Annotated in this window: 24 protein-coding genes and 2 pseudogenes; 13 read left to right on the forward strand and 13 right to left on the reverse strand. The window is 55.7% G+C overall.

The genetic code is table 11. The annotated features are described in order from the left end of the window. Nucleotides 1-103 precede the first annotated feature (103 nt). Complete coding sequence (gene creD / locus Q1A48_RS11220; RefSeq protein WP_299944749.1) at nt 104-1,450, forward strand: cell envelope integrity protein CreD; 1,347 nt, start codon at nt 104-106, stop codon at nt 1,448-1,450. Nucleotides 1,451-1,486: 36 nt separating this feature from the next. Here the strand turns inward: creD and Q1A48_RS11225 are convergent, their stop codons facing one another. Further along, nucleotides 1,487-1,948, reverse strand: a complete 462-nt coding sequence (locus Q1A48_RS11225) for an EVE domain-containing protein (RefSeq protein WP_299944751.1) — start codon at nt 1,946-1,948, stop codon at nt 1,487-1,489. 119 nt (nt 1,949-2,067) lie between these two features. On the opposite strand from Q1A48_RS11225, the gene Q1A48_RS11230 reads away from it, so the two are divergent. The 4 genes from Q1A48_RS11230 to Q1A48_RS11245 all read left to right on the forward strand — a co-directional run bounded on the left by Q1A48_RS11230 (nt 2,068) and on the right by Q1A48_RS11245 (nt 8,327). After that, nucleotides 2,068-3,156: a histidine kinase gene (locus Q1A48_RS11230; protein ID WP_299944753.1), complete on the forward strand. Its 1,089-nt coding sequence runs from the start codon at nt 2,068-2,070 to the stop codon at nt 3,154-3,156. A gap of 4 nt (nt 3,157-3,160) precedes the next feature. Then, on the forward strand, nt 3,161-3,979 hold the full coding sequence (locus Q1A48_RS11235; protein ID WP_299944755.1) for a LytTR family DNA-binding domain-containing protein: 819 nt from the start codon (nt 3,161-3,163) through the stop codon (nt 3,977-3,979). 131 nt (nt 3,980-4,110) lie between these two features. After that, nucleotides 4,111-7,206 (forward strand): efflux RND transporter permease subunit, encoded by a 3,096-nt coding sequence (locus Q1A48_RS11240; RefSeq protein WP_299944757.1) that lies wholly within the window; start codon nt 4,111-4,113, stop codon nt 7,204-7,206. Continuing rightward, nucleotides 7,203-8,327 (forward strand): efflux RND transporter periplasmic adaptor subunit, encoded by a 1,125-nt coding sequence (locus Q1A48_RS11245; protein ID WP_299944759.1) that lies wholly within the window; start codon nt 7,203-7,205, stop codon nt 8,325-8,327. Before Q1A48_RS11240 ends, Q1A48_RS11245 begins: the two co-directional genes overlap by 4 nt. Nucleotides 8,328-8,639: 312 nt before the next feature. On the opposite strand, the gene Q1A48_RS11250 is transcribed toward Q1A48_RS11245, so the two are convergent. Next, the gene (locus Q1A48_RS11250; RefSeq protein ID WP_299944761.1) at nt 8,640-9,473 is read right to left on the reverse strand and encodes a hypothetical protein; all 834 of its coding nucleotides are present in this window, start codon (nt 9,471-9,473) and stop codon (nt 8,640-8,642) included. A 352-nt stretch (nt 9,474-9,825) separates the two neighbouring features. Here Q1A48_RS11250 and Q1A48_RS11255 point away from each other — a divergent pair. Next, a pseudogene (locus Q1A48_RS11255) lies at nt 9,826-10,407 on the forward strand (IS30 family transposase); the annotation flags it as partial. A gap of 36 nt (nt 10,408-10,443) precedes the next feature. On the opposite strand, the gene Q1A48_RS11260 reads toward Q1A48_RS11255, so the two are convergent. Next, nucleotides 10,444-11,205: a CPBP family intramembrane glutamic endopeptidase gene (locus tag Q1A48_RS11260; RefSeq protein WP_299944763.1), complete on the reverse strand. Its 762-nt coding sequence runs from the start codon at nt 11,203-11,205 to the stop codon at nt 10,444-10,446. Nucleotides 11,206-11,885: 680 nt separating this feature from the next. On the opposite strand from Q1A48_RS11260, the pseudogene Q1A48_RS11265 reads away from it, so the two are divergent. After that, a pseudogene (locus Q1A48_RS11265) lies at nt 11,886-12,101 on the forward strand (transposase); the annotation flags it as partial. 67 nt (nt 12,102-12,168) lie between these two features. On the opposite strand, the gene Q1A48_RS11270 reads toward Q1A48_RS11265, so the two are convergent. From Q1A48_RS11270 to Q1A48_RS11290, 5 genes are all read right to left on the reverse strand, one after another. Next, the gene (locus Q1A48_RS11270) at nt 12,169-12,600 is read right to left on the reverse strand and encodes a RidA family protein (RefSeq protein WP_299944765.1); all 432 of its coding nucleotides are present in this window, start codon (nt 12,598-12,600) and stop codon (nt 12,169-12,171) included. A 711-nt stretch (nt 12,601-13,311) separates the two neighbouring features. Continuing rightward, nucleotides 13,312-13,557, reverse strand: a complete 246-nt coding sequence (locus tag Q1A48_RS11275; RefSeq protein WP_299944767.1) for a hypothetical protein — start codon at nt 13,555-13,557, stop codon at nt 13,312-13,314. Between the two features lie 229 nt (nt 13,558-13,786). Continuing rightward, nucleotides 13,787-14,677: a hypothetical protein gene (locus Q1A48_RS11280; RefSeq protein ID WP_299944773.1), complete on the reverse strand. Its 891-nt coding sequence runs from the start codon at nt 14,675-14,677 to the stop codon at nt 13,787-13,789. A gap of 780 nt (nt 14,678-15,457) precedes the next feature. Further along, nucleotides 15,458-15,658 carry a DUF3149 domain-containing protein gene (locus tag Q1A48_RS11285; protein WP_299944774.1) on the reverse strand — a complete coding sequence of 67 codons (201 nt, stop codon included), beginning with the start codon at nt 15,656-15,658 and terminating at the stop codon, nt 15,458-15,460. Nucleotides 15,659-15,761: 103 nt separating this feature from the next. Next, entirely contained in the window at nt 15,762-15,995 is a 234-nt protein-coding gene (locus Q1A48_RS11290) for a hypothetical protein (RefSeq protein ID WP_299944776.1), read from the reverse strand. An 84-nt stretch (nt 15,996-16,079) separates the two neighbouring features. On the opposite strand from Q1A48_RS11290, the gene Q1A48_RS11295 reads away from it, so the two are divergent. Further along, nucleotides 16,080-17,225 (forward strand): aminopeptidase, encoded by a 1,146-nt coding sequence (locus Q1A48_RS11295; protein WP_299944777.1) that lies wholly within the window; start codon nt 16,080-16,082, stop codon nt 17,223-17,225. Nucleotides 17,226-17,447: 222 nt separating this feature from the next. Here Q1A48_RS11295 and Q1A48_RS11300 read toward each other — a convergent pair whose 3' ends face one another. The 5 genes from Q1A48_RS11300 to hutC all read right to left on the reverse strand — a co-directional run bounded on the left by Q1A48_RS11300 (nt 17,448) and on the right by hutC (nt 22,717). Beyond that, nucleotides 17,448-17,888, reverse strand: a complete 441-nt coding sequence (locus tag Q1A48_RS11300) for a hypothetical protein (protein ID WP_299944779.1) — start codon at nt 17,886-17,888, stop codon at nt 17,448-17,450. Between the two features lie 99 nt (nt 17,889-17,987). Beyond that, entirely contained in the window at nt 17,988-18,281 is a 294-nt protein-coding gene (locus Q1A48_RS11305) for a hypothetical protein (protein ID WP_299944781.1), read from the reverse strand. A 290-nt stretch (nt 18,282-18,571) separates the two neighbouring features. Beyond that, nucleotides 18,572-20,122 carry a histidine ammonia-lyase gene (gene hutH, locus Q1A48_RS11310; RefSeq protein ID WP_299944783.1) on the reverse strand — a complete coding sequence of 517 codons (1,551 nt, stop codon included), beginning with the start codon at nt 20,120-20,122 and terminating at the stop codon, nt 18,572-18,574. A 117-nt stretch (nt 20,123-20,239) separates the two neighbouring features. Further along, nucleotides 20,240-21,916, reverse strand: coding sequence for a urocanate hydratase (hutU, locus tag Q1A48_RS11315; RefSeq protein ID WP_299944785.1), 1,677 nt, complete (start codon nt 21,914-21,916; stop codon nt 20,240-20,242). A 90-nt stretch (nt 21,917-22,006) separates the two neighbouring features. Next, complete coding sequence (gene hutC, locus Q1A48_RS11320) at nt 22,007-22,717, reverse strand: histidine utilization repressor (RefSeq protein WP_299944786.1); 711 nt, start codon at nt 22,715-22,717, stop codon at nt 22,007-22,009. Between the two features lie 188 nt (nt 22,718-22,905). Here hutC and hutI point away from each other — a divergent pair, with 188 nt between their 5' ends. The 5 genes from hutI to Q1A48_RS11345 all read left to right on the forward strand — a co-directional run bounded on the left by hutI (nt 22,906) and on the right by Q1A48_RS11345 (nt 26,761). Then, nucleotides 22,906-24,135, forward strand: a complete 1,230-nt coding sequence (gene hutI, locus Q1A48_RS11325) for an imidazolonepropionase (protein ID WP_299944788.1) — start codon at nt 22,906-22,908, stop codon at nt 24,133-24,135. Next, nucleotides 24,119-25,117 carry a formimidoylglutamase gene (hutG, locus tag Q1A48_RS11330; RefSeq protein ID WP_299944790.1) on the forward strand — a complete coding sequence of 333 codons (999 nt, stop codon included), beginning with the start codon at nt 24,119-24,121 and terminating at the stop codon, nt 25,115-25,117. Before hutI ends, hutG begins: the two co-directional genes overlap by 17 nt. Nucleotides 25,118-25,282: 165 nt before the next feature. Next, nucleotides 25,283-25,786: a sigma-70 family RNA polymerase sigma factor gene (locus tag Q1A48_RS11335; protein WP_299944792.1), complete on the forward strand. Its 504-nt coding sequence runs from the start codon at nt 25,283-25,285 to the stop codon at nt 25,784-25,786. Beyond that, nucleotides 25,783-26,382, forward strand: coding sequence for a hypothetical protein (locus tag Q1A48_RS11340; RefSeq protein ID WP_299944794.1), 600 nt, complete (start codon nt 25,783-25,785; stop codon nt 26,380-26,382). Before Q1A48_RS11335 ends, Q1A48_RS11340 begins: the two co-directional genes overlap by 4 nt. Before the next feature lie 97 nt (nt 26,383-26,479). Then, the gene (locus Q1A48_RS11345) at nt 26,480-26,761 is read left to right on the forward strand and encodes a superinfection immunity protein (protein ID WP_299944800.1); all 282 of its coding nucleotides are present in this window, start codon (nt 26,480-26,482) and stop codon (nt 26,759-26,761) included. Nucleotides 26,762-26,904: the final 143 nt, after the last annotated feature.

Consider the following 26,904-nt stretch of genomic DNA (forward strand, 5'->3'; position numbering starts at 1 on the left):
AGACCCCACACAGTCTCCATCCATTCCCCTTATTCTCCCCATCGATTCCCCATATTGGCGCTTCAGACTCGGCAGCTCGAAATTCAACAGTGAGGACTGAAGCATGAACCGAATCCTGGTTTTTAAGTTGGGTGCCATCGCCCTTTTGATATTGCTGCTGCTGATTCCCCTGACCATGATCGGCGGACTGATTTCTGAACGACAGCAATACCAGCGGGAGGTAGTACAGGATATTGCCCGCAGTTCGAGCTACAGCCAGACCGTTGTCGGGCCCATTCTGGTGTTGCCTTATACAAGGACTGTGCAGCGGTTGAAAATCCATGACCGCACCGGTGAGCAGTATCAGGAGCAGCGGGAAATGAGCGGGCACCTGTATTTTTTACCGGAGCGTTTCACTTTTGATGCGACACTTGGCACCGAATGGCGCGCAAGGGGCATCTACAAGGCCCTCCTGTACCACAGTGATAGCCGGGTCGGTGGTCTGTTCCGCACGCCGGCGCGCCTGGGGCTGGGGGATAAGTTGGACCAGTACCGTTTTGAGACACCGTTTCTCGCTGTTGGTATCAGCGATATTCGCGGTATCCGCAACGGCTTGAAATTGCATCTGAATGGTAAAGCCCTGGCGTTTGCCCCCGGCAGCGGCGCCCCCATACTCGGTGCCGGCGTGCACGCAGTATTGCCGGCGCTGGAGCGCGAGGGCGGCCAGACCCTGGAGTTTGCCTTCGATCTCAATCTGCAGGGCACAGAGCAGCTGCAACTGGTGCCGGTAGGTCGCGACAGCCAGGTGATGCTGAGTGCCGACTGGCCGCACCCCAGCTTTGTGGGCGAGTATCTGCCCAGCCGCCGCGAGGTGACCGAGCGCGGTTTCAGCGCAGAGTGGCAGACCAGTTTCTTTGCCACCAACCTGGAGGAGGTGCTGCAAGGCTGTGGGCAGGAGAGTGAGTGTGCCGGCCTGCGCAATCGCAGTTTCGGAGTCAGTTTCCTCGATCCGGTTAACCGGTACCTGAAAACCGACCGTGCGATTAAATACGCGCTGCTGTTTCTCGCCCTGACGTTCGCCACCTTTTTCCTGTTTGAGATTTTGAAGCGTCTGGCGGTGCACCCGGTGCAATACGCGCTGGTGGGTCTGGCACTGGCGCTGTTTTACCTGTTGCTGTTATCGCTTGCTGAGCACATTGCCTTCGCCCTGGCCTATGGGCTGTCCGCCGCTGTGTGCGTGGGCCTGATTGGTTTCTACACCAGCTCGGTACTGCGCAGTTGGCGGCGGGGGCTGGGCTTTTCCGCGTTGCTGGCGGCCCTGTACGGATTGCTCTATGGCCTGCTCAGCGCCGAGGACTATGCCCTGCTGATGGGGTCAGTGCTGGTGTTCGCGGTACTCGGCTGCACCATGGTGCTGACCCGCAAGCTGGATTGGTACAGCGTGGGTCGCGATTCCCCCAAACAGGAGTGAATACCCTGTCGCGGCGCCGCGGGTGCCGCGACAGCTTCAGAGACCGCCCAACGCCAGGATGGTCTCCCACTCCGCTTTGCGTACCGGCTGGATCGACAGGCGCCCCTGTTTCACCAGTACCATCTCTGTGAGTTGCGGGTTTTTCCTGATTTCGATAAGGGGCAATGGTTGCGCAAACTGACCGCGCCAGGTCAGGTCCACACAATACCAGCGGGGCTTGTCGGTGCTGGCCCTGGGGTCGAAGTAGCGGCTGTCGGGGTCGAACTGGGCCGGGTCCGGGTAGGCGGCGCGCACGACCTCGGCGGTGCCTACCACCGCGGGTTGCTTGCAGGCGCTGTGATAGAACAGCACCCCATCGCCGAGCGCGACCCGGTCGCGCAGGTAGTTGCGCGCCTGGTAGTTGCGAATTCCATCCCAGCAACCGCGGCCACCTGGCTCGGCGGCGAGGTCCTGCAGACTGTATTCGTTGGGCTCGGATTTGAATAACCAGAATGCCATGCGGCAGTTTGTCCCTGTGCTGCGCCGGTTGGTGTTTCGCTGGCGATCTGTGCCATTTAGTATGAATCCATACAACGGTGTCAAATCGACGCCTTTTTCATACCTGCCAGCGGGAGATTATGGGAAACATAGCATTTCAGTGGCTTTCACGGCGCCTGTCCAGTCACCGGTCCAAGTACTGGGCCCTGCAGCTCAGTGGTTGGGGCGGCTACACCCTGCTGACTTTTGTGGGCAGTTTTTTCTGGGTTAAGGACCACTGGTTACACATGGGCTACATCGCCGTGGCCACGGCCACCGGGGTGCTCCTGAGTGAGGCTATGCACGCGGGTTTCCAGCGTCTCTGGAACAGACCGCCGGCTACCCGCTTTCTGGGCTCTTTGCTGCTGGTGCTGGTGGTGGCGGCTGTGTGGGCGGCGATCAAGTTCAGTGGTTCCCTGTGGCTTTACGGCAACAAGAGTGAAGAGCACCCGGCGGTGCTGGCCACCTATTGGTTTTCCTATTCCTTCCTGATTCTCACCACCTGGGCAGCGCTCTATTACGGCATTAAGTATTACCGCGCTTCCCAGACCCAGCAGGCCAAGATCCTGCGCGCGGAGGCGATGGCGCACCAGGCCCAGTTGAAAATGTTGCGCTACCAGTTGAATCCCCATTTCCTGTTTAACACCCTGAACGCCATTTCCACACTGATCCTCGATAGCGAAGGGCGCACCGCCAATACCATGGTGACGCGCCTGTCGCAGTTTCTGCGCCACTCTCTGGACAATGACCCGATGCAGAAGGTCACCCTGGCCAAGGAGGTGGAGGCACTGATGCTCTATCTGGATATCGAAAAGGTGCGTTTTGACGACCGGTTGGGTGTGCGCCTGGAGTTGCTGGGAGAATCGCCCCGCGCCCTGGTGCCGAGTCTGCTGCTGCAGCCATTGGTGGAAAACGCGATTAAATACGGTATCTCGCGGCGGGAGTGGGGCGGTGAGATCAGTATCAAGGCGCGGGTTTTCGCCGGGGAGTTATTACTGGAGGTCAGCGACAATGGCCCCGGTATGTCGGAAGAGACACTGCGCCGGATTGGCAAGGGCGGTGGTGTGGGTATTCGCAACACCTGTGAGCGCCTGCAGGCACTGTTTGGCGATGACCAGAGGGTGCGTTTCGGCAACCGGACCGGGGGTGGCCTGTCGGTGAATATTCGCATCCCCTACGAACAGGAATAAAGAAATGAGCGCAGTTGATGAAAGCCTGACCGCAATTATTGTCGATGACGAACCCCTGGCGCGCCGCGGGTTGCGCCTGCGCCTGGCGCAGATGCCCGGTGTGGAGGTGATCGCTGAGTGTGGCAATGGGCGCGAGGCTCTGCAAAAGATCCTCAAACTGAAACCGGATGTGGCTTTTGTGGATATCCAGATGCCGGGTATCAACGGCCTGCAGCTGGTGCAGCAGATTCCCATGGAACAGCTGCCACAGGTGGTGTTCGTGACCGCCTACGACCAGTATGCGGTGAAGGCTTTCGAAATCAATGCTGTGGACTATGTGTTAAAGCCCATTGAGGAGGAGCGCCTGGAGCTGGCACTGGACCGCGTGCAGGAAAAAATTGCCACAGCGGATATTGCCCTGCAACGGGAGCAGCTGCTGGAGGCGGTGGCGGATTTGACCCGGCAATCTCCCGAGGTGCTGGAGCAGAAGCTGGTGAGTGGTCAGATTGCCAGTAGTGCCTATCCGGATAAGATCGCGGTGAAGGATTCCGGCAAGATCACCCTGGTACCGGCGCGCGAGATCGACTGGATTGATGCCGCCGGGGACTATATGTGCGTGCACGCCCGTGGTGAAACCCATGTGATGCGCATTACCATGAAGGAGCTGGAACAGCAGCTGGACCCAACCTTATTCCAGCGTATTCACCGCTCCACCATTGTGAACCTGAGCCGGGTACGTGAAATTCGCGCACACATTAACGGCGAATATCATCTGGTTTTGGAGAACGGCGAATGCCTGAAAATGAGCCGCAGCTATAAAAGCAAGGTGCAGCACTTTTTGTAACCCAGGCGCAGTGCCAGTAAAAATATCATCTATGGCTTGGTCGACAACTCCGGTCGATTAGCCGCAAAGCCCTTGTCTGCAATTGTTAATACATTAGCCTTTGATGCCAATAAAAAACAAGGACCACCGGAATGGCACTGACAAGAGCCGCGCTGAAAAACCCCGCCGCCGCCGGTGTGGCGGTCGTGTTGGCCGTATTGCTGGGTGCCTTTCTCGCCAGCCGCCTGCCGGTGCAACTTTTCCCCGATATTGAAAATCCGCGTATTACCATCCAGGCCAGCTGGCGCGCCGCGGCGCCCAAGGAAGTGGAGGCGGAAATTGTCGAGCCGATAGAATCGGTACTGCAGGGCCTCACCGGCCTGGAGAGAATGCAGGTCAACGCCGGTCGCGGCGGTGCCTCGGTGAACCTGGAGTTCACCAGGAGCACCGATATGGACAAGGTGTTGATCGATGTGATCAACCGCATGAGCAGCCTGCCACCGCTGCCGCGGGATGCGGAGCCGCCGCGGGTGATGCTCGGTGGTTGGGGTGGCGATGCCACCGCACTCACTTACTTCTTTTTACAGAAACTGCCCGGCAATCCCAAACACCTGGATGATTACGCCGGCCTGATCGAGGATATGCTGCGCCCGGAACTGGAATCCGTGCCCGGCGTTGCCAGTGTACAGGCCCAGTCCGGCCGCGCCGCGCAGGAAGAATTGCAGGTTATATTCGACCCCTGGAAAGCGGCGGACTTGGGCATCCAGCTACCGGCGATCAGCCGTCAGCTGGCCTCGGCGCGGGATGTCTCCGGCGGCTTTACCGATGTAGGGCGGCGCCGCTACACCCTGCGTTTTGTCGGCGAGTACCGGCCCGATGATTTATCCAAACTGGTGCTGGAGTGGCGCGATGGACAGCCGGTGCGCCTCGGCGATATCGCCGAGGTGCGCGTGGGCCAGTCCGAATCCCGCGGGGTGACCACGCAAAACGGTAACCCGGCGGTGTCCATGCGGATCAATCGCACCAATGACGCCAATATGCTCGCCACCCTGGAGCGGGTGAAACAGAAAGTTGCCGAACTGAATGCCACCAAGTTGAAGACTGAGCAACTGGTGCTGGTGCAGTCCTTCGACGCGTCGATCTTTGTCTACCGTGCCCTGAACCTGCTCGGCGGCAACCTGGTACTGGGTATTCTGCTGGCAGTGGGCGTACTCTGGTGGTTTATGCGGCGTCTGCGTGCGACTTTGATCGTGGCCGCCGCCATTCCCATCTCCCTGCTCTCCACCTTTGTGATTCTGTCTGCCGCCGGGCGCAGTGTGAATGTGATTTCCCTTGCCGGTCTCGCCTTCGCCACTGGTATGGTGCTCGATGCCGCGATTGTTGTGCTGGAAAATATTGTGCGCCTGCGGGAAAAAGGGCTCGGGCCCCAGGAGGCCTCGGAGCAGGGTGCAGCTCAGGTGTGGGGTGCGCTGCTGGCCAGTACGGCGACGACCGTGGCGATCTTCCTGCCGGTATTTTTCCTCGACAGTGTCGAGGGCCAGGTGTTCGGTGACCTGGCCCTAACGATTGCCGTGGCTGTGGTCTTCTCCCTGTTGGCGGCCGTGGCCATAGTGCCGCTCGCGGCAAAGCTGTGGCTGCCGCCGGTTGCCAGCGAGGACCGCCTGGCGCGCATCTGGGAAAAAATCACCGCGCGGATAATGGCACTGACCAGCACCCGCGCGCGCCGCTGGCAGGTGATCGGTGGTTTCCTGGTGATACCTGTTGCCGCCACTTACCTCCTTTTGCCCAAACTGGATTACCTGCCGCCGGTAAAACGGGACGCGGTGGATGTGTGGATGAATTTCCCTTCATCCACCAATACCAAAACCATCGAAAAGGAAATTGTCAATGAACTGGACCGGCGTATGGCGCCTTATATGCGTGGTGAACGCGAACCGGCGCTGAAGAACTATTACATTATTTCCTGGCCCAACGGTGGCACCATGGGGGTGCGCGTAAAGGATATGAATCAGGCCAAGGAAATGGAGCGCCTGTTGCGCGAGGAGATCCTGGTGGATATTCCCGACTTCCAGGGCTTTGCCGCGCGCGGCAACCTGTTCGGCCAGTTTGGCGGCGACCGGCGCATTGCCCTGCATCTGCAGTCCCGCGACGCGGATGGCCTGATGCGCGCCGCCACCCGCGGCGTGGCGGTGATGGAAGAGATAATGCCGGGTACGCCGGTGCAGACCAATCCGGGACTGTCCCTGTCGGAGCCTGAGCTGACGGTGCACCCCAATGACCGCGCCATGTTGGAGCAGGGCTGGAACCGCCAGGATATGGGCAGTTTGATCCGCACCCTCGGCAACGGCCTCTATGTGGGGGAGTATTTCGATGGCGAAAAGCGTCTGGATGTGATCTTTAAGGCGCAGTCCTGGCGTACCCCGGAGCAGTTACAGAACACGCCGCTGGTCACCCCGCGCGGTGAGGTAGTGACTTTGAACCAGCTCGCCAGCGTAGAGCGCACCGTGGGTCCGGGCAGTCTGCGTCGGGTGGATGGGCGCCGCACAGTAACCTTAAATATCGTGCCGCCGGACGATGTGTCCCTGGAGGAGGTGCGCGCACAACTGGAGGCGGAAGTACTGCCAGGGATTCGTGCGGTCCTGCCCGCTGATGGCAGCATCCTGGTGGGTGGTAACGCCAGTGACCTGGACAAGGCACTGGTGTCGCTCTCACAGAATTTTATTCTGGCACTGCTGATCCTGTTCCTGTTGATGAGCGCCCTGTTCCGCTCCCTGCGCGATGCCGGTCTGGTACTGTTAACGGTACCTCTCGCCACGGTCGGCGGTGTGCTGGCACTGCGACTGCTAAACCTGGTGAGCTTCCAGCCATTGGATCTGCTGACCATGATCGGCTTTGTCATTTTACTGGGCCTGGTGGTCAACAACGCTATCCTGCTGGTACACCAGACTCGCGCCGCGGAAGAGGCCGGCGCCACCCGGGTGGCGGCGGTGGAGCAGGCACTGCGTTTGCGCCTGCGCCCCATTTTTATGAGCACCCTGACCAGTGTATTCGGCATGCTGCCATTGTTGGTCGCGCCCGGCGAGGGCAGTGTGATCTACCGCGGTCTGGCCGCAGTGATTGTCGGTGGTATGGCGGTCAGCACTCTGTTTACCCTGATTTTATTGCCGGCCCTGTTGCAGCTCGGACAGCTGCCCCTGCCGCAATTCACCCGCCTGCGCCAGAAACTGGCCGTGAGGAGTTCCCGATGAAACCGTTCTTGGCCGCAATGGCTCTGTCCCTGATCGCAGCCGGCCCGGCCCTGGCCCAGCGCGGCGCGGTGGTGGTCACTGTGGACCGGGCGCAAACGCGCGAGATGGCACCGAGCCAGTGGTCTGCCGGTCAGGTGGTGAGCCGCCGCGATGTCCGGATCTCCTCTGAATTGGATGGTGTGCTGGAATTTGTCGCCGAGCCCGGCAGCCTGGTAAAAAAGGGCGAGCGTCTGGCGCAACTGGATGCCACGCACTGGCGGTTGCAGCTGCGCAACAGCGAGAGCCGTATTGCCCAGTTACAGGCCCGCCTCACCTATATGGATGCGCAGTTGCAACGCCTGAGCAAACTGGCGGAAACCAACAGCACCTCCCGCGCGGCGCTGGAGGAACAGCAGGCCGAGCGCGAGGCCATGGCACAGGACCTGTTGGCCGCGCAGATCGAGCGGGACAGGCGCGCCTATGAACGCTCCAAAACCACCATCGATGCACCATTTGACGCTTTGGTGGTGAGCCGGGAATTGCAGGCGGGAGAATATGTGCGCACCGGCTCCGAACTGTTGCGCGCGCTGGATATGTCTCAACTGGAAGTGGAGGCAGATATTCCCCTGGCGGCACTGCCATTGATCAATGCCGGTGACACCATTGCCGTGCGCAGCGATGTGGTGTCCCGTTCCGAGGGGGAGCGCGCCAGAGCGCGGCTATTTACCGGCCAGGTGCGGCAGTTTGTGCCTGTGGCCAGCGACCATTCCCGCCGGGCCAAGCTGATGGTACAACTGCCGCAGAGCGCGCCGCAGCAATGGGACTGGATTGTGGGGATGCCGGTGCAGGTGGCCGTACCCCTGTCGGAGGCGCGCGCCATCCTGGCCGTACCGCGGGATGCACTGGTATTGCGCAATGGTGATACCTTTGTTTACCGGGTGGGTGAGGGCGACAAGGCAGAACGCCTGTCTGTGCGTATCGGCAGTGGCGATGGCGAGTGGATTACCGTGCATGGAGACCTCGCTAGTGGCGACCGGGTCATCGTGCGTGGCGCCGAGCGCCTGCAGCCGGGCCAGGCAGTGAAGATATTGGCAGAGGTCGTGCGCGATGCGGAGGGCAACAGCGCCCACAGCGATAGCTGATCAATTTCCTTTTTACAGATCAAAAAGCCTAGCTCCCAAGGCCTATTACTTGCCGTGTTTAAAAAATCGGCAAAACGGCCTGGAATGGCCTGTATTTCAAGCGTTTGAGCTGCCGAGTCGGTCCTCTGCTTTTTGTAGCCGTGCGTTGACAACTGATGCTACATACTACCGGGTGGGAAGGAAAGAATACCCCTCTCCCAGGATACGCTGTGAATACATCCTTGTACGCTCGTAATCGGCATCCATGCCTCGTACGATCCTGGCAGAGGGATATTCTTCCCTCCTACTTTACTAGTAACTCTCTGCTGCCCTCTAACGACAACCAGTATCACTTGAGATAATAGCTTTTGGGATGATTGTCTCTATCTCTAGAATATTTTCACATGTAAGTTCATTGTTTTGAATGGCAAGACGTTTCAGCTCCAAATTGTTTGATACATCTAGCTCAGTTAATTTATTATTCGTAAGGTAAAGCTCCCAGACATTAAAGTTTCCGCTTACATCTATTTCGGTTAAGTTGTTGTAGTCAAGAGAAATATTTATTAGCGATGGATTTGTTGTTAGATCTATACTTTCCAGTTCGTTAGAATCTAAAGAAAGATATTTGAGGTTAGAGTTATTGCTGATATTTACCAGATTCAGCTGATTATGTGAAAGTACAGCGTTTTCTAATAAAGGGTTGTCTTTTAGGTTAACTCCAGTCAATTTGTTGTAATAAAGAATAACTTCCTTTAGTGCTGTTTTTCCGTGTAAATCAATATCTCTAATCTCATTATTAAAGAGATTAACAAATTCCAGCTTAGGGTTCTTAGATAAATCAATTTCAGTCAGCTGATTAGAGGTTATAGATAGTTCTACTAGCTCAGTATTATTACTTACATCAATTATTTCTATTTGATTAGAATGAAAAGAAATAGACTCCAATGCAGTTAATTTCTCTATACCTATTGTGCTGGAAATATCCATTTTTATACAGCTTAACGATTTTAAATCTTTAATGTAGGTCGCCCCATGGCCTAAAATACAAGATTCAAATTGAGGATCTGGGAAATTAATTTCACTAATAAGCTGCGTATTAAGAATTTCACCGTAGGCAAGTGATGTTATTAAAGGTGCTGCCAAGATAGGACTTATTTTCATATTCATTTTCTTTCCTTGTAAAATTATTGTTGCGTACTGTGATACGAAATATTAAATTATTTTAAGTTAGAGCAAATGTCAACCCAGATTCAACTTGTAAGTGTGTATCTTAATGGGGCGAGAAAAGGCGGCCAGTTGATCGTAGGCTTCGTGCTTTTTCTCCGGCAAGAGATATGCAATGAGACACTACAGGTAACTATCCTATGAGCAAAGATGCCAGATTGAGGCGTTCAAGAAAAGCAATTTTTCACAAGCAGAGACTGCAACGGCTGTAGGTGTGAGCCAATTAACGATGTTGAGGGAGGTAGCGCAGAATAGTGGTCAGCGCGGGTATCGGAACAAGTAAGCCCAGAAGTTTGCGCTCATGAGTCGTGAAGAGGCCAGAAAAGCAACAAAGATGATCCCAGAGCTGACAAACCTAATCGAGGATAAGCTTGCTGAAAAATGGAGCCCGGAGCAAATCTCAGGCTGGCTGCTCAAGGAGCACTTGATACTGTTGAGCCATGAGTGCATCTATCAACATGTGTGGACCGACAAGGCGAGGGGTGGAGAACTGTTCATGAACCTCCGGCGGCACGGTAGAAAGTATCACAAGCGAAGCAATGGTAAAACCAATCGCGGCCAAATCAGGAACCGTATAAGTATCGATGAGCGCCCGGTGGAGGTAGATGCGAAGAGTCGGGTTGGTGACTGGGAAATTGATACCGTCATTGGCAGGGGACATAGCGGCGCTCTGGTGACTATTGTAGAGCGCGTAACGCAGTTTACCTTATCTGCACAAGTGGAGAACAAAAGTGCAGAGGCGGTGACAGAGGCCACTATAGCTCTGCTGAAGCCGTATACGGCGGCATTGCATACGATCACGGCGGACAATGGTAAAGAGTTTGCCTATCACGAAAAAATTACTAAGGAGCTTGGGGCGCAGGTTTATTTCGCGTGAAGCGCGTTGCAGAAGCCGTCCGCCAGAATGGCCTGATTATGTTTTACTCCCATCAAATTTACAGACTCCCCTTCTCCAAAAAAACACGGCAATGATACCCACCACTAAAGGCAGAACAGCGCCAAACTCGTCTACAAACCAAGCTGAGCTTGAAGTGCTTCCTGTGATGGGCGTGAAGAACTTCTGCAAGAAGGCATTGTGGCTCATGTGGAAAACTACTGCGGGCCACAGGCTGCTTGTTTGATATCGGATATAGGTCATCACAACCGACATAGACAAAATGCACAACGAAAAGAACATCACCTGATAGCCAATGGGAACCTCTGGATTATTGTAGAACCCCAAGAGCATGACAGGCCAGTGCCAGACGGCCCAAATCAATCCGCTTATCAGGGATACTTGCGAGAAACTCAGACTCTTGGAGAGTTCCGGCGCGAGCAACCCACGCCACCCCATTTCCTCGCCGAAAACACCGGGCAATAGGAGCGCGAAGCTCACAGTGGCTGTTACTGCGAAGCGAAATGCAATGATTGCCCCGTCTGTCCACTGCTCGACCTGATATCCACTTCGCAACGCCTCAACGAAACTCTGATCGTACCAATTGCCTAGACCAAGCCCCCAGATAACAGCATAAGCGATTGAGCAGTAGGCCAACGGAATGAGATAGCTAACCCATTGATATTTCCAACTTCCCCAGCCCCAACCCAGAGATCCGAGACTGCGCCGGCAGATAAGACAGGCGCCGATCGCAGCAAGCCCGACTGTGAGCATCAGCGGGCTTGCGCTTTGCAGTCTCACTAGCAGCCATAAACCCAGGGGGTATAGGCATACAGTCAAACCCAGAAAAATCAGTACAATGCGGTACGAGCTTGTCATTAATTTGGCATCTCACAGTTCTTGAAAAATGAAACATAACGCCCCAATCAGCTGCAGCCGGCATGGAGCTTACTTTGTGTTAATTTGTGAGCGCAGCGAGCACCACAAAGTAAGCGGAGTGTTGGTTGCCTGCTGCATTGGTTTGTGTACGCCCAGCATGGGCAGAAACTAATGAGGTGAAAGTCCTCTGTATAAGAGCCTGCTCACCGGTGATCATAACTACTAGCCGACGGCAAGGGCAACCCCGCGAGGGGTGGTCTGGAGGAAGGCCGAGCGCAAATCTGTGAGCCGACGAACAGAAATCGTAAATAAAGCCCAGCTCCGGGGACGAGTTAGCACAAGGTAACCAAGTCCACAGGTTCGAGGAGTAGGGTGTAGTGGTCAACTACAGGGACAATACGGCGGTGGTGCAGCGACAGTCCATGTTCTTATCTGGGGAGGTCTGCGCTACAGGCGGGAAGCGACCCCAGCGCCACGAGGGGAAACCCGCGCGGTAATGGTGCAGCAGTCAGCAGAGGGCATAGTACCTGGAACCGGTAGGGAGCTGGAGAGAGGGAAGGCCCGAACATTAAACAAAGAGTGAGATATCATTACCTTAGGAGGATATCCCAAAAGGAATCTATACCACCAACCCCGTTGAGCCACTGAATAGCGTTATCCGGAAAGCAACCAGGCAACGCAAGGTGTTCCCCTCGAATGACTCTGCGATGAAAGTGGTGTACTTGGCGATGCAAGCCGCTGCGAAAAAATGGACGATGCCGATCCGCAACTGGAAGCCGGCACTGAACCGTATTATGATCGAATTCGGCGATCGCCTCACCGATTATCAAAAAGGAACTGGCAGGGGCGGTTACACAGAATTATTGACACTCTCTCTTTGCCCGATTATATTTTTTCTACGTAGGCCTCGATTTCGATTTCAACTAGATGACTAGGACTATAAAGCCTTTCAACTTGTACTAAAGTCGAGCTAGGATATTCGCCTTCATTGAAGTACTGTTTTCTAACCGCACCAAGTTTTTTATAGGCCTCAATGTCAGTGGTATAAATTACTTGCTTGACCACTGAATCCATGCCCAGACCGTTATCCTTAAGAGTATTTTGAATAATTTGATATATCTCTTCCACTTGCTTTTCCAGTGTAGCTTTATTACTAGCTATCCCAGAAATATATACGGTATTACCTGCTTTAACCACTTGAGAATACCCAATTTCAGATTCCCAAGGATTGTACATTTTACGCTCTATCTTATCACTTGCGAAACTACATGTAGCTGCCAACAGTGCGGCCCCAAGTACTATTATTTTAAGTTTCAATTCGATATCCCTTCTAAAATATAACGTCGCCAGTACAGGCGTGGGGCACGCATTGTGGAGGTCCAGGCCACGAAGTGGGGGGATTGTGCCTGGCTTTGTGTACGCCCAGCATGAGCTAGTGAAGTGAACGTCCTCTGTAAGAGAGCCCACTCACTGGGTTACCGGTGATCATAATACTAGCCGACGGCAAGGACAACCCCGCGAGGGGTTGTCTGGAGAAAGCCCGAGCGGAAACCTGTGAGCCGACGAATAGAAATCGTATATAAAGTTCAACTCGGGGAATTGGAGTATCATGAATTTGGTGTACAGCATGTGTCGATTGGTAAGCTCGCAAGGTCGACGTGCGCCCGCTGCATGAGACATATGAGAAAGCTTGCTCAAAACAGGCCAAAATACCCTGAAACCCATCAAATACAGGTTTTTTGCAACTTTCAATAAAATTATGCTCGATAAAAAAGGGAAACACAGGGGGCACTGAATTATGCAGTTTTATGTGGATTGATAGAGATGCCCTAAAGAGATAGCTGCCTTAGTCGGAGTTGCACCTTTCAATATCGACACTCTCCGCGACAATTCACAATCCGATTATCCGGAATTTTTATAGCCGCTCGGTCAACGAGGGTAAACACAGAAAAGTCGCCAGTATGAGGAAGATAATTGTAGTGTTAACTGCGATGGTAAGAAATAGCACCTACTGGGAAGGGCGTGATGTCAAACTAGCTGCGTGACATTACAGTCGCTTGTTATGGCCTTTCCACTGTCATCAGTCTTTATGCTCATCCGGGTTCTCTCTTCACCGTATGGATAAGCACCAGCAATCAAAGTGACGACAGCATCACAAACCGGATTTCCCCTCTCATCAACGACCACTATTTCAGCGTGAGGCTGAATTGTTTTATTGATTGGGTAGCAAGCCGAAATCAAAATGACGTAAATTACAAAAATTATTGCTCTCATGCTATTAGCCATAACGCCAGGCACAACTACCGGAGACTGCTGGCGCTTTTATGCAGAATTTTGCGCAAAAAGTGACGGTGACCCGAGGTCAGCTTGCTGCCGTTTGATATGTATTTTTGCTCTGATGTTCAATTTTATCAGAATTCTTTCCCGGTTTTTCATCAAATTTTACGATATTGACTGTTTTTGGCTTTGTATCTAAGCATGTTACATTGATAATAAATAGGGATTACTGTTTCGGCCTAAGATTCTCAATAATTTTTGCATCCACCCAATAGATATCCAGATTGTCACCATTGTTATCTATCTTTCTGTTGAAGAGTATGTATTTGCCATCTGGGGTGACGCTCGCATAGGTATCCCCCTTTTCGGAATTGACCTTGTCGCCCATATTGATGGCAGGGCCCCATGAGCCATCTTTTTGCCTGAAACTAATATAAAGATCAGATTCTCCATAGCCACCTTCCCGCTCGCTATCCCAAATAAGATAGCTTTCGTCAGGCGCGATAAATGGGTGGGCTGTCAATTTCCCGGAGTTGACTATCGGCCCCATTTTAATGGGTTCCTGGTGCTTGCCGTCCTTGACTGTTGAGATGTGGATTGCTTTATTTTTGAAATCGTCAAAAACATAGGTGCCTTTTGAGGAGGCCGACAAGCGCATAATACCCCAGTCTTCCCGGTCAAGCATGGGGCCAAGGCTTTTGCGCTCTGACCATCCATCGCCAGTGCGATCTTTGTAGCCTTTCGCCATGTGCATGCGTCCACCATCAGGTGAGAATACGATTTCACCTTGACGCGGAAATTCCAGATACTTAATCCAGATATTGTTTTCCTGCCGGAAGCCGATAACGGTCGGGCGAAAGTTGTTAGCGTTGTAGTTTGTATACTCACCGAGGTCTCGGGTGAAGTAAAATTCTTTCATGCCGGGTGCAAACACGCCTTCAAGCTCCCAACCTTCTTTGGAAATAATACCCGGTGCAAACGGTTCTGCCACCATACCAGGTGGCTTTTGCCCCATATAGGGACCTTCGAGGGCTGGAAATTCATTTTGCCCATGACTATTGCCACTCACACTTAGAGTAGAAAATAATAGAGCAATAAAAATATAAGCTTGATTCATGAATGGTTCCTTCATATAACATTTATATTGTGGTCGCCGTGACCACTATTATCCTGATTACGCTCCGGGCAGCAATTCTGCGTTCATCCACAAAAATCTCTTTCAAAGTCAGATGATGACACAAGCTTGATACAATCGTACAAAATAGGATAGTGGTCACCGAGACCACTATCCCGGAATATACCATCATTTGTGAAGTGCTGTATTTACGCGCTTTTTCGGAACAATTCTATTTCCCGTCAAACTAACGGCGACGCTGAGCGCAATCCCCCTCGTGTCAGGTTATTTTTTCTAAAAAACTGTATAGATTCAGAGTTTAGTCCGAAGTTTGCGTCGACAATCTGTCTTGGCAGGATAGTATTCCAGTAGTTTGCGATGCGCTCGAGCAGGCCGGGGACTGGTTGTCATTCATGCTCTTTGGTCAAACGTAAGCTGGACCAGCTTTTTCCGGGGAATTATTGTCAATAGTGGAGTTCAGGAAACTAGTCAAATAACGCATTGTTTGACCTTTTAAACGTCCTCTCCATCATTAAATTTGGTGTCGGCATTGACCCTGGCCAGGTCATTAAAGCCTCGCAGTCGGCGCCAGTTCTTCTTCGTAGTTAAATAGCATGTGCAACATACGCTTCTGCCCCCGCTCATTGACGCCGAGAATGAAGTGGCATAGTGAGTCTTGTTTGAGCGGGCCTCCGGCTCTTTAAATGCTGTGGCGAGAATTGCCAGGGTTATAGGCCCGCAATTCATTGCAACCACGGCACCGGTTAGGTTGGGATCTTAGCCTCAGAGAGACATAGCGGTGTCAGCCTGCTTGTCCAGACTGGGTTTAGAGTCCTGTGCCCTATTTTCCTGCTCTGCCACTGCCTTTTCCACATTGTTGTTAACCCAGCGGAACAGGAAAACCGCCATAAGGAGCATGAACCCGATGACGGCCAGGCTGAGCAGGCCGGAAAAGCTGGTAAATAGATCCACTAAAGCCCCCATCTCTCTCTCCTATGCCAATTTCTCACCCATCCAGTGTATGGCCTGGGTGGGTGGGTTCCTTGACCTGAATCAACCGGGGTGTGGTTTTCCCCGACACAAGGATTCACTGCAACCACTGCCCCAGCAGCAGGCTGCCGCAGGAAGCGCCCACCAGCAGGAACAGGTCTGTCTCCTCGCGCCAACGGGGCAGGAGCAATAACAGCGCCAGTGGTGGTATAAACAGGGCCAGCAATCCGCTCAGATTGCCATCGGCAAAGCCGATGCGCAGCAGCCGCAACCAGGCAATGGCGGCGAACACCAGTGCAAAGACCGTCAGGGCTGCGTTGAGCGGTACCATGCTATACCCTTTGGAGACCCGTGATCGGGCGGAAAATGGATGCGCAGGTTTCAACGTCTCCGAAAAACGCAAGCAGGAAAAAGAGTGTATATCAGTATTGCCATCCCGAAATTGCCAGAGTGTTCTGGAGCTTTTCGTGCCTGGGCACTGATCGCTGCATCTTGGCTACTGAGTGGCTGTGAAACTGTTGGTTACTACACACAGGCCGCCGCCGGCCAGTGGCGTATCCTCTCCGCCCGGCAGTCGATCGAGGCGTTGCTTGAAGAGCCCGGCACCGACGAGCGTCTGCTTGCGCAGTTGCGCTTGATACAGGAAATACGGGCCTACGCTGCGCGGGAGTTGCGGCTGCCCGTGGGCGAAGCCTACGGTTCCTATGTGGCCCTTGACAGTGATTACCCCATCTGGAATGTGCTTGCTGCCCCTGAATTTTCTCTTGCCCCCAAGCGTTGGTGTTATCCCATAGCGGGCTGCGCCAGCTACCGGGGCTATTTCCGCAAATCCGCTGCCGTGGCCAAGGCCGATCAACTGCGCGCACAGGGGTATGATGTATATTTGGGCGCAGTACCCGCCTACAGTACCCTCGGCTGGTTCGATGACCCGGCGTTGTCGAGCTTTGTGAACTGGTCCCCGGAGCGACTGGCAGGACTGTTGTTTCACGAACTGGCACATCGACGCGTGTATATTGCCGGGGATACCCAGTTCAATGAAAGCTTTGCCACGGCGGTTTCGGAAATTGCCGTGCCAGATTGGCTTAAAAGTCAGGGGTTGACCAGTTCCGCCGCTGAGTTGCGTACCGAGACAATGGCCGTGCGAGAACTGATGGTGACGGCGCGCCGGCAGCTGGAGTCCATTTACCACACCTCGGAACCGGTCGATTTCAAGCGGGAGCAGAAAGCGCAGGTGCTCAAACGCCTGCGCCGGTGTTATCGAACAATAGCTGCCAACTGGCCCAATCCTGAACGCTATCGGGTGTATATAGAAAAAACCAATAACGCCACCCTGGCGCTGGCCGCCGAGTATGAATCCCAGGTGCCGGCCTTTCGCCAGCTGTATCGTGAAAGTGGCAGCTGGGAAGCCTTTTACACTGCTGCCCAGCGCCTGGGGGCATTGGATACGGTTGAAAGAGCGCAGAGACTGCGACAGCTCGGGGCCATGTATCGCCGCGCGCATTCTGACAAGCGGACAGAGGCTGCATACCCTGTTGACGCGTGTATGGCTGGGAGAGGCTAAGGGATTGAGCACCGGGTTATCGACCCGGCGGTGAATCTTGTCAGGTCAGGCAGAGACAAGTCTGAATGGAGCAGACGGCTGCGAAAAAACGGCGAATCGGACCGCAATCCCCCGGTATTGGCTTTCTTGCGAAGAACTTTTTTCGCCCATGGCCCCTCATTGTTTTGTTGGCACCCCCACCACTGCGGATACGCACTGGTGGGGGTTTGGTAACTCGGATAGCTAGTGCCTTGCGTGGTGATGGTGTCCGTGATGGCCCCGGTAGCCGCGATATCCACGGTGCCCATGATAGCCGCGATACCCGCGATGGTAAGCGCGGTAGCGCAGGTGGGATGATCGGGGAGAGTAGAAACGGTTGTAGTAGGGCAGCCCGCGGTAATAGTGCCTGGCCCGGTAGCGGGCGTTGCCGCGATAGGCGGGCAAAGCGCGGTAATAGGGATAGGCGCCAGCATAATAGTAGCGGTAGCGTGGTGTGGACCGGTAGTACTGGTAAACCGGTGTCCGGTAGGAGAGATAAACGTTGCTCGATGGATAGTAATTGGGGGTACCGTAAGGGTAACTATAAGAGGAGGTGTAGTAGTAGCCATCGGTAGCGCAGGCGCCCAGAGTGAGGGCTGCGCATACCGTGGTGGCGATGATCGCCGTCTTAGCAACTCTATTCATAAGTGCAATCTCCGGTAAGCGAAATTTCCCCCCGAGAGGCTTTGCCGGTGGGGCCAAGCCCCTTTTGTGTGCCAGCCAGGCAGACACAGAATTGCATGATCAATAAGGTCTGGCGCGCAGAGGTGGATCGGGCAGATCAAGTGGGTAGCCCCTGTAGCGCGCCCGAGGGGGGCCCCGACGATGGGTGTTGTCGCCCCTATTTTGCGTATTGCGGCATGCACCGTTGGGGTAGGCGTGGCGGTTGTGTGAATGGTAATAAGTGTTGCAGCTGTAATAACTATCTGGGTAGCCGGTTGCGCAGGGAGCACCAGTGCCGCTACAGGCCGACAGGGAGAGTCCCGCGGTAATGGCCAACCCATAGCCACCAAGCAACCGCCTGGGGAGTGGTTTCATCGAGACCTCCACGCCTGTTGACAGGTGAGACTTCTATTATTCAGCCTAGCACTTTTGGCGCAAAATTCATCACAAGGTACAAAAAATGTTCTACCACGTTCCAGTGGTCGATAGGATTGGTATAGGGTGGAGGGGAATCGGCTCAAACCTTGCCGAAGGCTCAGTGCCTGAAAGAATAAGGTCTGGCCCGGTGGCAGACCAATAAGCGCATCACGAAATACAGGGAGAACGGGAAGACCCCTGTTCTCCTGGATGAATAACACATCAAAGCAAAGCGCACCAGTGGGTGCTTAAGACCCGCTGGGCAGCAGTGTGGAAGCAATGAATTGCAGGTAAATACCCTGCCTGAAGAGCTGCTTGGACTCTTCAATATCCGGGGCAAAATAGCGGTCTTTGTCGTAAAAGGGCACGCGCTCACGGAGTTTTGCCTTGGCTTCTTCGAGTTTTTTCGTGGTTTTCAATGGGGCGCGAAAATCCAGGCCCTGGCAGCCGGCCAGCATTTCCACCGCGAGGATACCGCAGGTGTTATCGGCCATGTCGCGCAGGCGGCGAGCGGCAAAGGTGGCCATGGAAACATGGTCCTCCTGGTTGGCGGAAGTGGGCAGGGAGTCCACGCTGGCGGGGTGCGCCAGGGATTTATTCTCGCTGGCCAGCGCCGCAGCGGTCACCTGGGCGATCATAAAGCCAGAGTTGACCCCGCCATTCTCCACCAGAAAAGGCGGCAGGCCCGACAGGCTGCTATCGATCAACAGTGCCATGCGACGCTCCGATAGGGCGCCGATTTCCGCCAGTGCCAGCGCCAGGTTGTCGGCCACCATGGCCACGGGCTCCGCATGGAAGTTGCCGCCGGAAATAATATCGGCGTTTTCCGGGTTTTCCTCGTCGGTGAACACCAATGGATTGTCGGATACCCCGTTGGCTTCGGCCAGTAAAACCTCTGCGGCAAAGCGCATCTGCTGCAGGCACGCCCCCATGACCTGAGGTTGGCAGCGCAGGGAATAGGGGTCCTGTACCTTTTCGCAGGACAGGTGCGAGTCGCCGATCTGGCTGCGCTCGCCCAGCAGGTTCCGATAAGCGGTTGCGACATCCCGCTGTGCCCGCTGGCCGCGAGCGGCGTGGATGCGGTCGTCAAAGGGGCGGCGTGAACCCTGGGCGGCCTCCAGCGTGATGGCGCCGGCCACCAGCGCACCCGCAAACAGGTCTTCGCTGGCAAACAGGCCGAGCAGGGCAAACGCGGTGGAGGCCTGGGTGCCGTTCAGTAGGGCCAGCCCCTCTTTCGGGGCCAGGGTAATGGGCTCCAGGCCGGCGCGCTGCAGGCCCTCACGCGCGCTCTTGCGCTCGCCGCGAATAAAGACTTCGCCCTCTCCCAGCAACACCACGCTCATATGGGCAAGCGGCGCCAGGTCACCGGAGGCCCCCACGGAACCTTTTTCCGGAATGGCCGGGTAAATGCCGGCATTGACCAGCTGCATTAGCGCCTCGATCACCAGTGGGCGCACCCCGGAAAAACCCCGTGCGAGTGAGTTGATTTTCAACACCATCAGCAGACGCACGGTCGCCTCACTCATAAAGCTGCCGGTGCCGGCGGCGTGGCTCAGTACAATGGCGCGCTGCAGTGTTTCCAGATCGTGTTTTTCGATGCGCGTATTGGCGAGCAGGCCAAAACCGGTGTTGATGCCATACACGGTGCGCCCCTCGGTAATGACCTGGGCGACGGTGTGGGCGGCGGCTTTGATAGCGGGGTAGGCACCTTCCGCCAGTGAGAGCCGAACCGGCTCGCGCGCAACCCGGCGCAATTGCGCCAGGCTCAATTGGCCGGGATCGATTTCCAGATGATACATATCTTCAGTCACCAAAATTAAAATTTACTCTGCAGTGCCGGTTAAACTGCAACCTGAAAAAAAGTTGCCCGGGTGCGCCATTGTTGCGCCGGTACGCGTGTGTACTGCGTGAAAACATCAGTCACTTACCATGGGCAGATCCAGGCCCTGGGCGTTTGCACAGTGCTTGGCGCGATCGTAACCCGCATCGGCATGGCGCATCACACCGGTGGCCGGATCGTTCCACAGTACGCGCTCAATGCGCCTGTGTGCGGCCTCGGTACCGTCACACACGATGACAACACCGGCGTGTTGGGAAAAGCCCATACCCACACCGCCACCGTGGTGAATAGACACCCAGGTGGCGCCGGAGGCCGTGTTCAGCAAAGCGTTCAGAAGCGGCCAGTCGGATACGGCATCGGAGTCGTCCAGCATGGCTTCGGTTTCGCGGTTGGGGCTGGCCACCGAGCCGCTGTCCAGGTGATCGCGGCCGATCACAACTGGAGCCTCCAACTCGCCGCTGGCAACCATCTCGTTAAACGCCAGCGCCAGGCGCGCGCGGTCCTGGAGACCCACCCAGCAGATACGTGCGGGCAGCCCCTGGAAATGAATGCGCTCGCGGGCCATATCCAGCCAGTTATGCAGCTGCGGGTTGTCGGGGATCAGTTCTTTAATTTTGGCATCGGTTTTGTAAATATCTTCCGGGTTGCCGGACAGGGCCGCCCAGCGGAAAGGGCCGATCCCTTCGCAAAATAACGGGCGAATATAGGCGGGCACAAAGCCGGGGAAGTCGAAGGCATTTTCAACACCTTCTTCGAGAGCCATCTGGCGAATATTGTTACCGTAGTCTAGTGTGGCGGCGCCGCGCTTATGCAGTTCCAGCATGGCTTCGACTTGAATGGCCATAGACTGCTTGGCTGCCTTTACGACTGCCGCTTCGTCTTTTTTACGCATTTCAGCAGCGTATTCCAGAGACCAGCCTTTGGGCAGGTAGCCATTTAACGGATCGTGTGCGGAAGTCTGGTCGGTCACCACATCCGGCAGGATATTGCGTTGGACCAGCGCCGGAAAAATATCCGCAGCATTACCCAGCAGGCCAACAGAAAGGGCCTGATTGTTTTTCTGCGCCTCCTCGATCATCTGCAGGGCTTCGTCCAGGCGGGTGGCTTTTTTATCGACATAGCCGGTGCGCAGGCGGAAATCGATACGAGTTTCATCGCATTCCACCGCAATCATACAGAAACCGGCCATGGTTGCTGCCAGGGGCTGGGCGCCACCCATACCGCCGAGGCCGCCGGTGAGAATCCACTTACCACTGGCAATGCCATCGAAATGCTTGCGCGCAACTGCGGCAAAGGTTTCGTAAGTGCCCTGAACAATGCCCTGGGAGCCAATATAGATCCATGAGCCAGCGGTCATCTGGCCGTACATTGCCAGACCCTTTTTATCCAGCGCGTTAAAGTGCTCCCAAGTGGCCCAGTGGGGCACCAGGTTGGAGTTGGCGATCAGCACACGCGGTGCATCGGCGTGGGTTTTGAATACCCCTACGGGTTTGCCCGATTGCACCAGCAGGGTTTCGTCGTTTTCCAAACGCTTTAAGACCTCGACAATTTTGTCAAAGCAGACCCAGTCCCGGGCGGCGCGGCCGATACCGCCGTACACCACCAGGTCTTCCGGGCGCTCTGCCACTTCCGCATCCAGGTTGTTCATCAGCATGCGCAGCGGCGCTTCGGTCAGCCAGCTTTTGGCATTCAGTTTTGTGCCCCGGGGTGCGCGGATATGGCGGCGGGGGTCGTGGCGTTTCTCGGTAGACATGGTTTCCTCGCAAAAAATATCTGGTAAAAACTGTACGCGCCCGGCGATGGTGTGCCGGTTTTTTCCGGGGCGCTCGGGATTAGTCCATCACTAGAAGCGCAGTTGTGCCCCCAGGCGGTAGCGGTTGCCGGGATGCACAAGACGCGCAAAACTCACGGTGCCCGCGCTGCTCTTGGTGCGCCGCCATACCTGCAGGCAGGCTTCGCCGGCGGAAATTTCCAGGGCACAGGCGATGGCGGCTTCCGCCGCGATGGCCTCCACGGTGGTGTCTGCCTCTGTTAAGGGCGCAACCCTGGAAAGATAGGCGTTGGGGGTGGTACTGGCGAAATCCTGTTGCAAATATTCCGGTGCCAGAGCCGGGTTGGTAAAACGTTCCTCCCACTGGATCGGCACCTCGTTATCGCAGTGCACAATAATGGAGTGGAACACTTTTGCCTGCTCGGGCAGCCCCAGCGCGCGAGCTATCTCGGCGCTGGCCATGCTCTGTTGTGCCAGCAATATACGATTGCTGTAGCTGTGCCCGCGCGCAGAAATCTCATCGGCAATATTGCGTACCTCCAGTAGGGAACCGGCGGGGACCGGCTCGGCGACAAAAGTGCCGAGTCCCTGAGCACGCATCAACACCTGGGCATCGGTCAGTTCACTGAGGGCGCGCCGCGCAGTCATTCGGCTGACGCTGAACGCCTGCGCCAACTGGTTTTCCGAAGGCACCTGGGAGTGTACCGGCCATGCACCGCTTTCTATCTGTTGGCGGATGTGGCGTTTAATGGCGGCGTAACGTGGCTCGCTTGTGGGATTCATAGGCTTAGGTGCCGTGCTGCATAACTTGTATATGGTTGTATATACAATAAAGAAGATAGCTACTATGATAGCCGGTAAGGTGACTGTCAAGCCGGCGGCATGGCCTGTATGCTGCTCACCCGAAATCCACCCGGTTCCGGGCGGGCCATCTATGATTTAAAAAGGAAAAGCGCGCCGCTCAATCACCTATGATACAACGCTGTGACTTGCTGATTACCAATGTTCATGCCGCTACCATGGACCCCTCCATGGCGGGAGCTTACGGCGCCGTCGAGGATGCCGCGGTCGCGGTGACCGGTGGCAAAGTTGTCTGGCTGGGACCGCGCCGGGAACTGCCGCACTGTGCTGCAGATACAGTCATTGATGGCGAAGGCCAGTGGTTGACCCCGGGTTTGATCGATTGCCACACGCACCTGGTATACGGTGGCCACCGCGCCTCTGAGTTTGCCCGCCGCCTGGGGGGGGAAAGTTATGAAGCGGTGGCCCGCGCCGGCGGTGGCATTATTTCCACGGTGCGAGCCACCCGGGCGGCCAGCGCCGAGCAGCTGTACCGCCTGTCGGAACCGCGCCTGCAGGCACTGATGTCCGAAGGGGTCACCACGGTGGAAATCAAATCCGGTTACGGCCTGGACCTGGATACCGAACTCAAGCAGCTGCGCACCGCCCGTCGATTGGCCCGACACAACCCGGTGGAGGTTGTCACCAGCTGCCTGGCGGCCCATGCCCTGCCGCCGGAGTACGATGGCCGCGCGGATGAATACATTGACCTGATCTGCGAGCAAATATTGCCGGCGGTGGCGCGCGAGCAGCTGGCCGACGCAGTGGATATGTTTTGCGAGACCATTGGTTTTTCGGTGGATCAGTGCCAGCGCGTGATTGATGCCGCCGGGAAACTCGACCTGCCGGTGAAGGTGCATGCCGAGCAGTTGGCCCGCACCGGCGCCACTGCCATGGCCGCTGCGGCCGGGGCACTTTCGGTGGATCATATTGAGTTCATCAGCAATGCCGATGTGCTGGCCATGGCCGAGAGCGGCACGGTAGCGGTTTTGTTGCCGGGGGCTTTTTACACACTGCACGAAACCCAGGTGCCCCCTGTGGACAGGTTGCGCGAGGCCGGGGTGTATATGGCCCTGTCCACCGACCTGAACCCGGGCAGTTGCCCGATTGCCTCACTGCGTCTGATGATGAACATGGGCTGCAACCTGTTTGGCCTCACACCCGCCGAAGCGTTGGCCGGTGTAACCCGCGCAGCGGCACGGGCGCTGGGGCTCTGCTGCTCCCGCGGCGTGCTGCGTGTGGGGTTGCGCGCGGATATGGTGCTGTGGCCGATGGATACCCCGGATCAACTGGCTTATGAAGTGGGCGCATTGAAGCCCGCACAGATTTTCCTGGGGGGCAGAGATGTTACAACTGGCTGATATGCGCCTGTGGAGCGGCCGCACGGACACAGAGGACGGCCGTGCGGGAGAGCGCTGGCACCAGCGTATTTCGCCCCTGCAATTGGACAATCCCCCCGGCATCGCCGTTCTCGGCTTTGCCTCCGATGAGGGGGTGCGGAGGAATAAAGGGCGTATTGGTGCGGCCAAGGGCCCGCGCATCCTGCGCCTGGCCATGGCCAATCTGCCCGCCACCTTTGATCTGCCGTTGTACGATGCTGGTAATGTGCGTGTGCAACGGGAAGACCTGGAGTCAGGGCAATCCCTGCTGGGGGCGCGGATCAGTGAGTTGCTGGACAACGGCCACTTCCCCCTGGTGCTGGGCGGGGGCCACGAGGTAGCTTTCGGCAGCTATCAGGGCATCGCACGCTGGATGCGCGAGCAGCATCGGGAAAAGACTCTGGGTATTATCAATTTCGATGCCCACCTGGATTTGCGCATTCCCGCCCCCAAGGGCTCTTCCGGCACCCCCTTTTACCAAATCGCTGAACAGTGCGAAATCAACGGTCGCCCCTTCAACTATCTGTGTGTAGGTGCAGCGGATAATGCCAATACGCCGGCACTGTATAACCGCGGGGATGCGCTGGGTGCCGAGGTGATTCGCGACCGCGAAATCAATTGCCGGAATCTCGATAATGTCCAGGCACGAATTCGTGCATTTATCCACAGGGTGGATTTTGTCTATCTTACCGTGTGCCTGGATGTACTGCCCGCAGCGGTAATGCCCGCTGTCAGCGCACCCTCCGGCCGCGGCGTGCCCCTTGAGCTGCTCGAAATACTGCTGGATACCGTGCTGGACTCTAATAAGGTCTGCCTTGCGGACATGGCAGAGTTCAATCCCTACTTCGATATTGAAGACCACGCCGCGCGCACGGCCGCCCGCCTCGGCTTCCAGGTGGCCAATGGAGCCGCGCGTGCCCACCGGCAACACTTGGTGCCACCCGGTGAAATTCCGCAAGTGTAGACCCAGTCAAGGGTGTGGCATTGGGGGTTGTACAAACTGCCCCGTGTGTACCCATTGTCTTGCGCAGCGGTGAGAGCACTGTAAAACAGTGCATCCATCCGGCACAATTTTGTAATGTTTTCTGTGCCACCGATACAGTAGTCCCTGTAGATAATGGAGCAGGCGGTGGAACGGCGGGATCAATTATTTCAACAGGCACTGGCGACCTACGCCGAGGGGGTTTCCCGCGTTGCGCGCAGCTATGTGCGTACCGCTGCGGAACGGGAAGACCTGATGCAGGAAATCTGGCTGGGTCTGTGGCGGGCCCTGCCTGCATTTCGCGGCGAGGCCAGCCTCAAGACGTTTGTCTACCGCATTGCCCACAACCGCTGCGTCACTGAGCTATCCAGGCGCAAGCCCCACCATAGTGGCGAGGAAGAATTGTTGAATCTGCAGGATAGTCGGCCCGGCCCGGCCGAGCACCTGGCCGCCCAGCGGGACTGGGAACGTCTGGTGTGTATGATTCAGAGGTTGCCGCTGGGGCTGCGCCAGACTTTGACGCTGCGTTTGGAGGGGTTGAGTTATGCGGAGATATCCGAAGTGCTGGGGATCGGTGAATCCAATGTTGCTGTGCGCCTCAACCGCGCGCGAGCGCAACTGAATGCTTGCATGGCAGGAGGTGAACAGTGAACGGCTCAGATTCCGACAACCAGTGGCAGGCGTTGCAGGGGCTCTGGCGGCAGCAGCCGGTGCAAACAGTGATACCGGCAGCCATTTTGCATTGGGTGCGCCGCCAGGAGCGGCGTATGCGCTTGGTGATGCTCTCGGAATGGCTGTTTGGCGTCGCTATGGGATTTTATGCGGTCACAACGATACTGGCAAAAGACCGGCCGGATAACGCACTTTGGTTGGTTTTTGTCTTGTCCATGCTGGCCCTGGCCATGGGAGTTTCACTCGTTAACCGCCGTGGGCTTTGGGTGCCGCTGGAGGAGTCGGCTAGGGCCTATGTAGATCTCGCCCTGCTGCGGTTACGGCGCAAACGCCGCGAGGTGCTCTTTTGCTGGTTATTTCTGCTGGTTCAAACGGTTATTATTTTGGGATGGCATCTGGCCTCCCTCTATGGCGAATCTCCTGCGCCCCTTATTCATGATCCACACAAAGCCATGTTAACACTGTTGGGTCTTACGGGCTTTATGGTTATTTACAGCCTCTATGTTTACCGGCGCACCGCGCATGAGAAAGCCGCATTGGAGGGGCTGCAGAATAAGTATTTAAATTCATTGTAAGAAAAGTTTAAACACGGAGACTGTTGATAAAAGTATTTTAACTTCAAAGAAGGCGCAGTCGAACATGTTTACGAATCTCGATCAATTAATCGCAAGTATGCTGGAAGTCTTTAGCGGAATCAGCCTTGCCAAGGGGGTTATATTTATTGTTTTGTTTCTCCTGGTGTGGTTTCTGCCAAGTGTCGTTGCATTTTTTTTTAATCGCAGAAATTTTGGCAAGATTTGCCTGGCAAATATTCCCGCGCTGCTTTCCTGGGTGGCCTGGTTCGCGCTCCTGGCCTGGGCCGTAAGTGGAAAAGTCGGGAAAAATCCAGGTTCCGGTGCAATAGGCTCGCGAAGCCGGGCTGCAGACGCACCTGCAGTGGAAAAAAGGGGCTAGTGCCCCCGGCTTGTTAACAGCCTTTGCACGATTCTCGCTGAAAAGCGCCATCAAAAATTCCTTCAAAGAAAGCGCTTGCCAAGCGGTCTTGTGCAGCTATAATGCGCGCCACTTCAAGCACAGTCAGAGCGGGCTGGTTGAGG

Source organism: uncultured Microbulbifer sp., from assembly GCF_947489355.1.
Classification (GTDB): domain Bacteria; phylum Pseudomonadota; class Gammaproteobacteria; order Pseudomonadales; family Cellvibrionaceae; genus Microbulbifer.

Bases quoted from the DNA above. Each gene is read 5' to 3' on its own strand.
- creD (WP_299944749.1), top strand. From the start codon at position 104: ATGAACCGAATCCTGGTTTTTAAGTTGGGTGCCATCGCCCTTTTGATA.
- Q1A48_RS11225 (WP_299944751.1), bottom strand. From the start codon at position 1,948: ATGGCATTCTGGTTATTCAAATCCGAGCCCAACGAATACAGTCTGCAG.
- Q1A48_RS11230 (WP_299944753.1), top strand. From the start codon at position 2,068: ATGGGAAACATAGCATTTCAGTGGCTTTCACGGCGCCTGTCCAGTCAC.
- Q1A48_RS11235 (WP_299944755.1), top strand. From the start codon at position 3,161: ATGAGCGCAGTTGATGAAAGCCTGACCGCAATTATTGTCGATGACGAA.
- Q1A48_RS11240 (WP_299944757.1), top strand. From the start codon at position 4,111: ATGGCACTGACAAGAGCCGCGCTGAAAAACCCCGCCGCCGCCGGTGTG.
- Q1A48_RS11245 (WP_299944759.1), top strand. From the start codon at position 7,203: ATGAAACCGTTCTTGGCCGCAATGGCTCTGTCCCTGATCGCAGCCGGC.
- Q1A48_RS11250 (WP_299944761.1), bottom strand. From the start codon at position 9,473: ATGAATATGAAAATAAGTCCTATCTTGGCAGCACCTTTAATAACATCA.
- Q1A48_RS11275 (WP_299944767.1), bottom strand. From the start codon at position 13,557: ATGAGAGCAATAATTTTTGTAATTTACGTCATTTTGATTTCGGCTTGC.
- Q1A48_RS11280 (WP_299944773.1), bottom strand. From the start codon at position 14,677: ATGAATCAAGCTTATATTTTTATTGCTCTATTATTTTCTACTCTAAGT.
- Q1A48_RS11285 (WP_299944774.1), bottom strand. From the start codon at position 15,658: ATGGGGGCTTTAGTGGATCTATTTACCAGCTTTTCCGGCCTGCTCAGC.
- Q1A48_RS11290 (WP_299944776.1), bottom strand. From the start codon at position 15,995: ATGGTACCGCTCAACGCAGCCCTGACGGTCTTTGCACTGGTGTTCGCC.
- Q1A48_RS11300 (WP_299944779.1), bottom strand. From the start codon at position 17,888: ATGAATAGAGTTGCTAAGACGGCGATCATCGCCACCACGGTATGCGCA.
- Q1A48_RS11305 (WP_299944781.1), bottom strand. From the start codon at position 18,281: ATGAAACCACTCCCCAGGCGGTTGCTTGGTGGCTATGGGTTGGCCATT.
- hutH (WP_299944783.1), bottom strand. From the start codon at position 20,122: ATGTATCATCTGGAAATCGATCCCGGCCAATTGAGCCTGGCGCAATTG.
- hutU (WP_299944785.1), bottom strand. From the start codon at position 21,916: ATGTCTACCGAGAAACGCCACGACCCCCGCCGCCATATCCGCGCACCC.
- hutC (WP_299944786.1), bottom strand. From the start codon at position 22,717: ATGAATCCCACAAGCGAGCCACGTTACGCCGCCATTAAACGCCACATC.
- hutI (WP_299944788.1), top strand. From the start codon at position 22,906: ATGATACAACGCTGTGACTTGCTGATTACCAATGTTCATGCCGCTACC.
- hutG (WP_299944790.1), top strand. From the start codon at position 24,119: ATGTTACAACTGGCTGATATGCGCCTGTGGAGCGGCCGCACGGACACA.
- Q1A48_RS11345 (WP_299944800.1), top strand. From the start codon at position 26,480: ATGCTGGAAGTCTTTAGCGGAATCAGCCTTGCCAAGGGGGTTATATTT.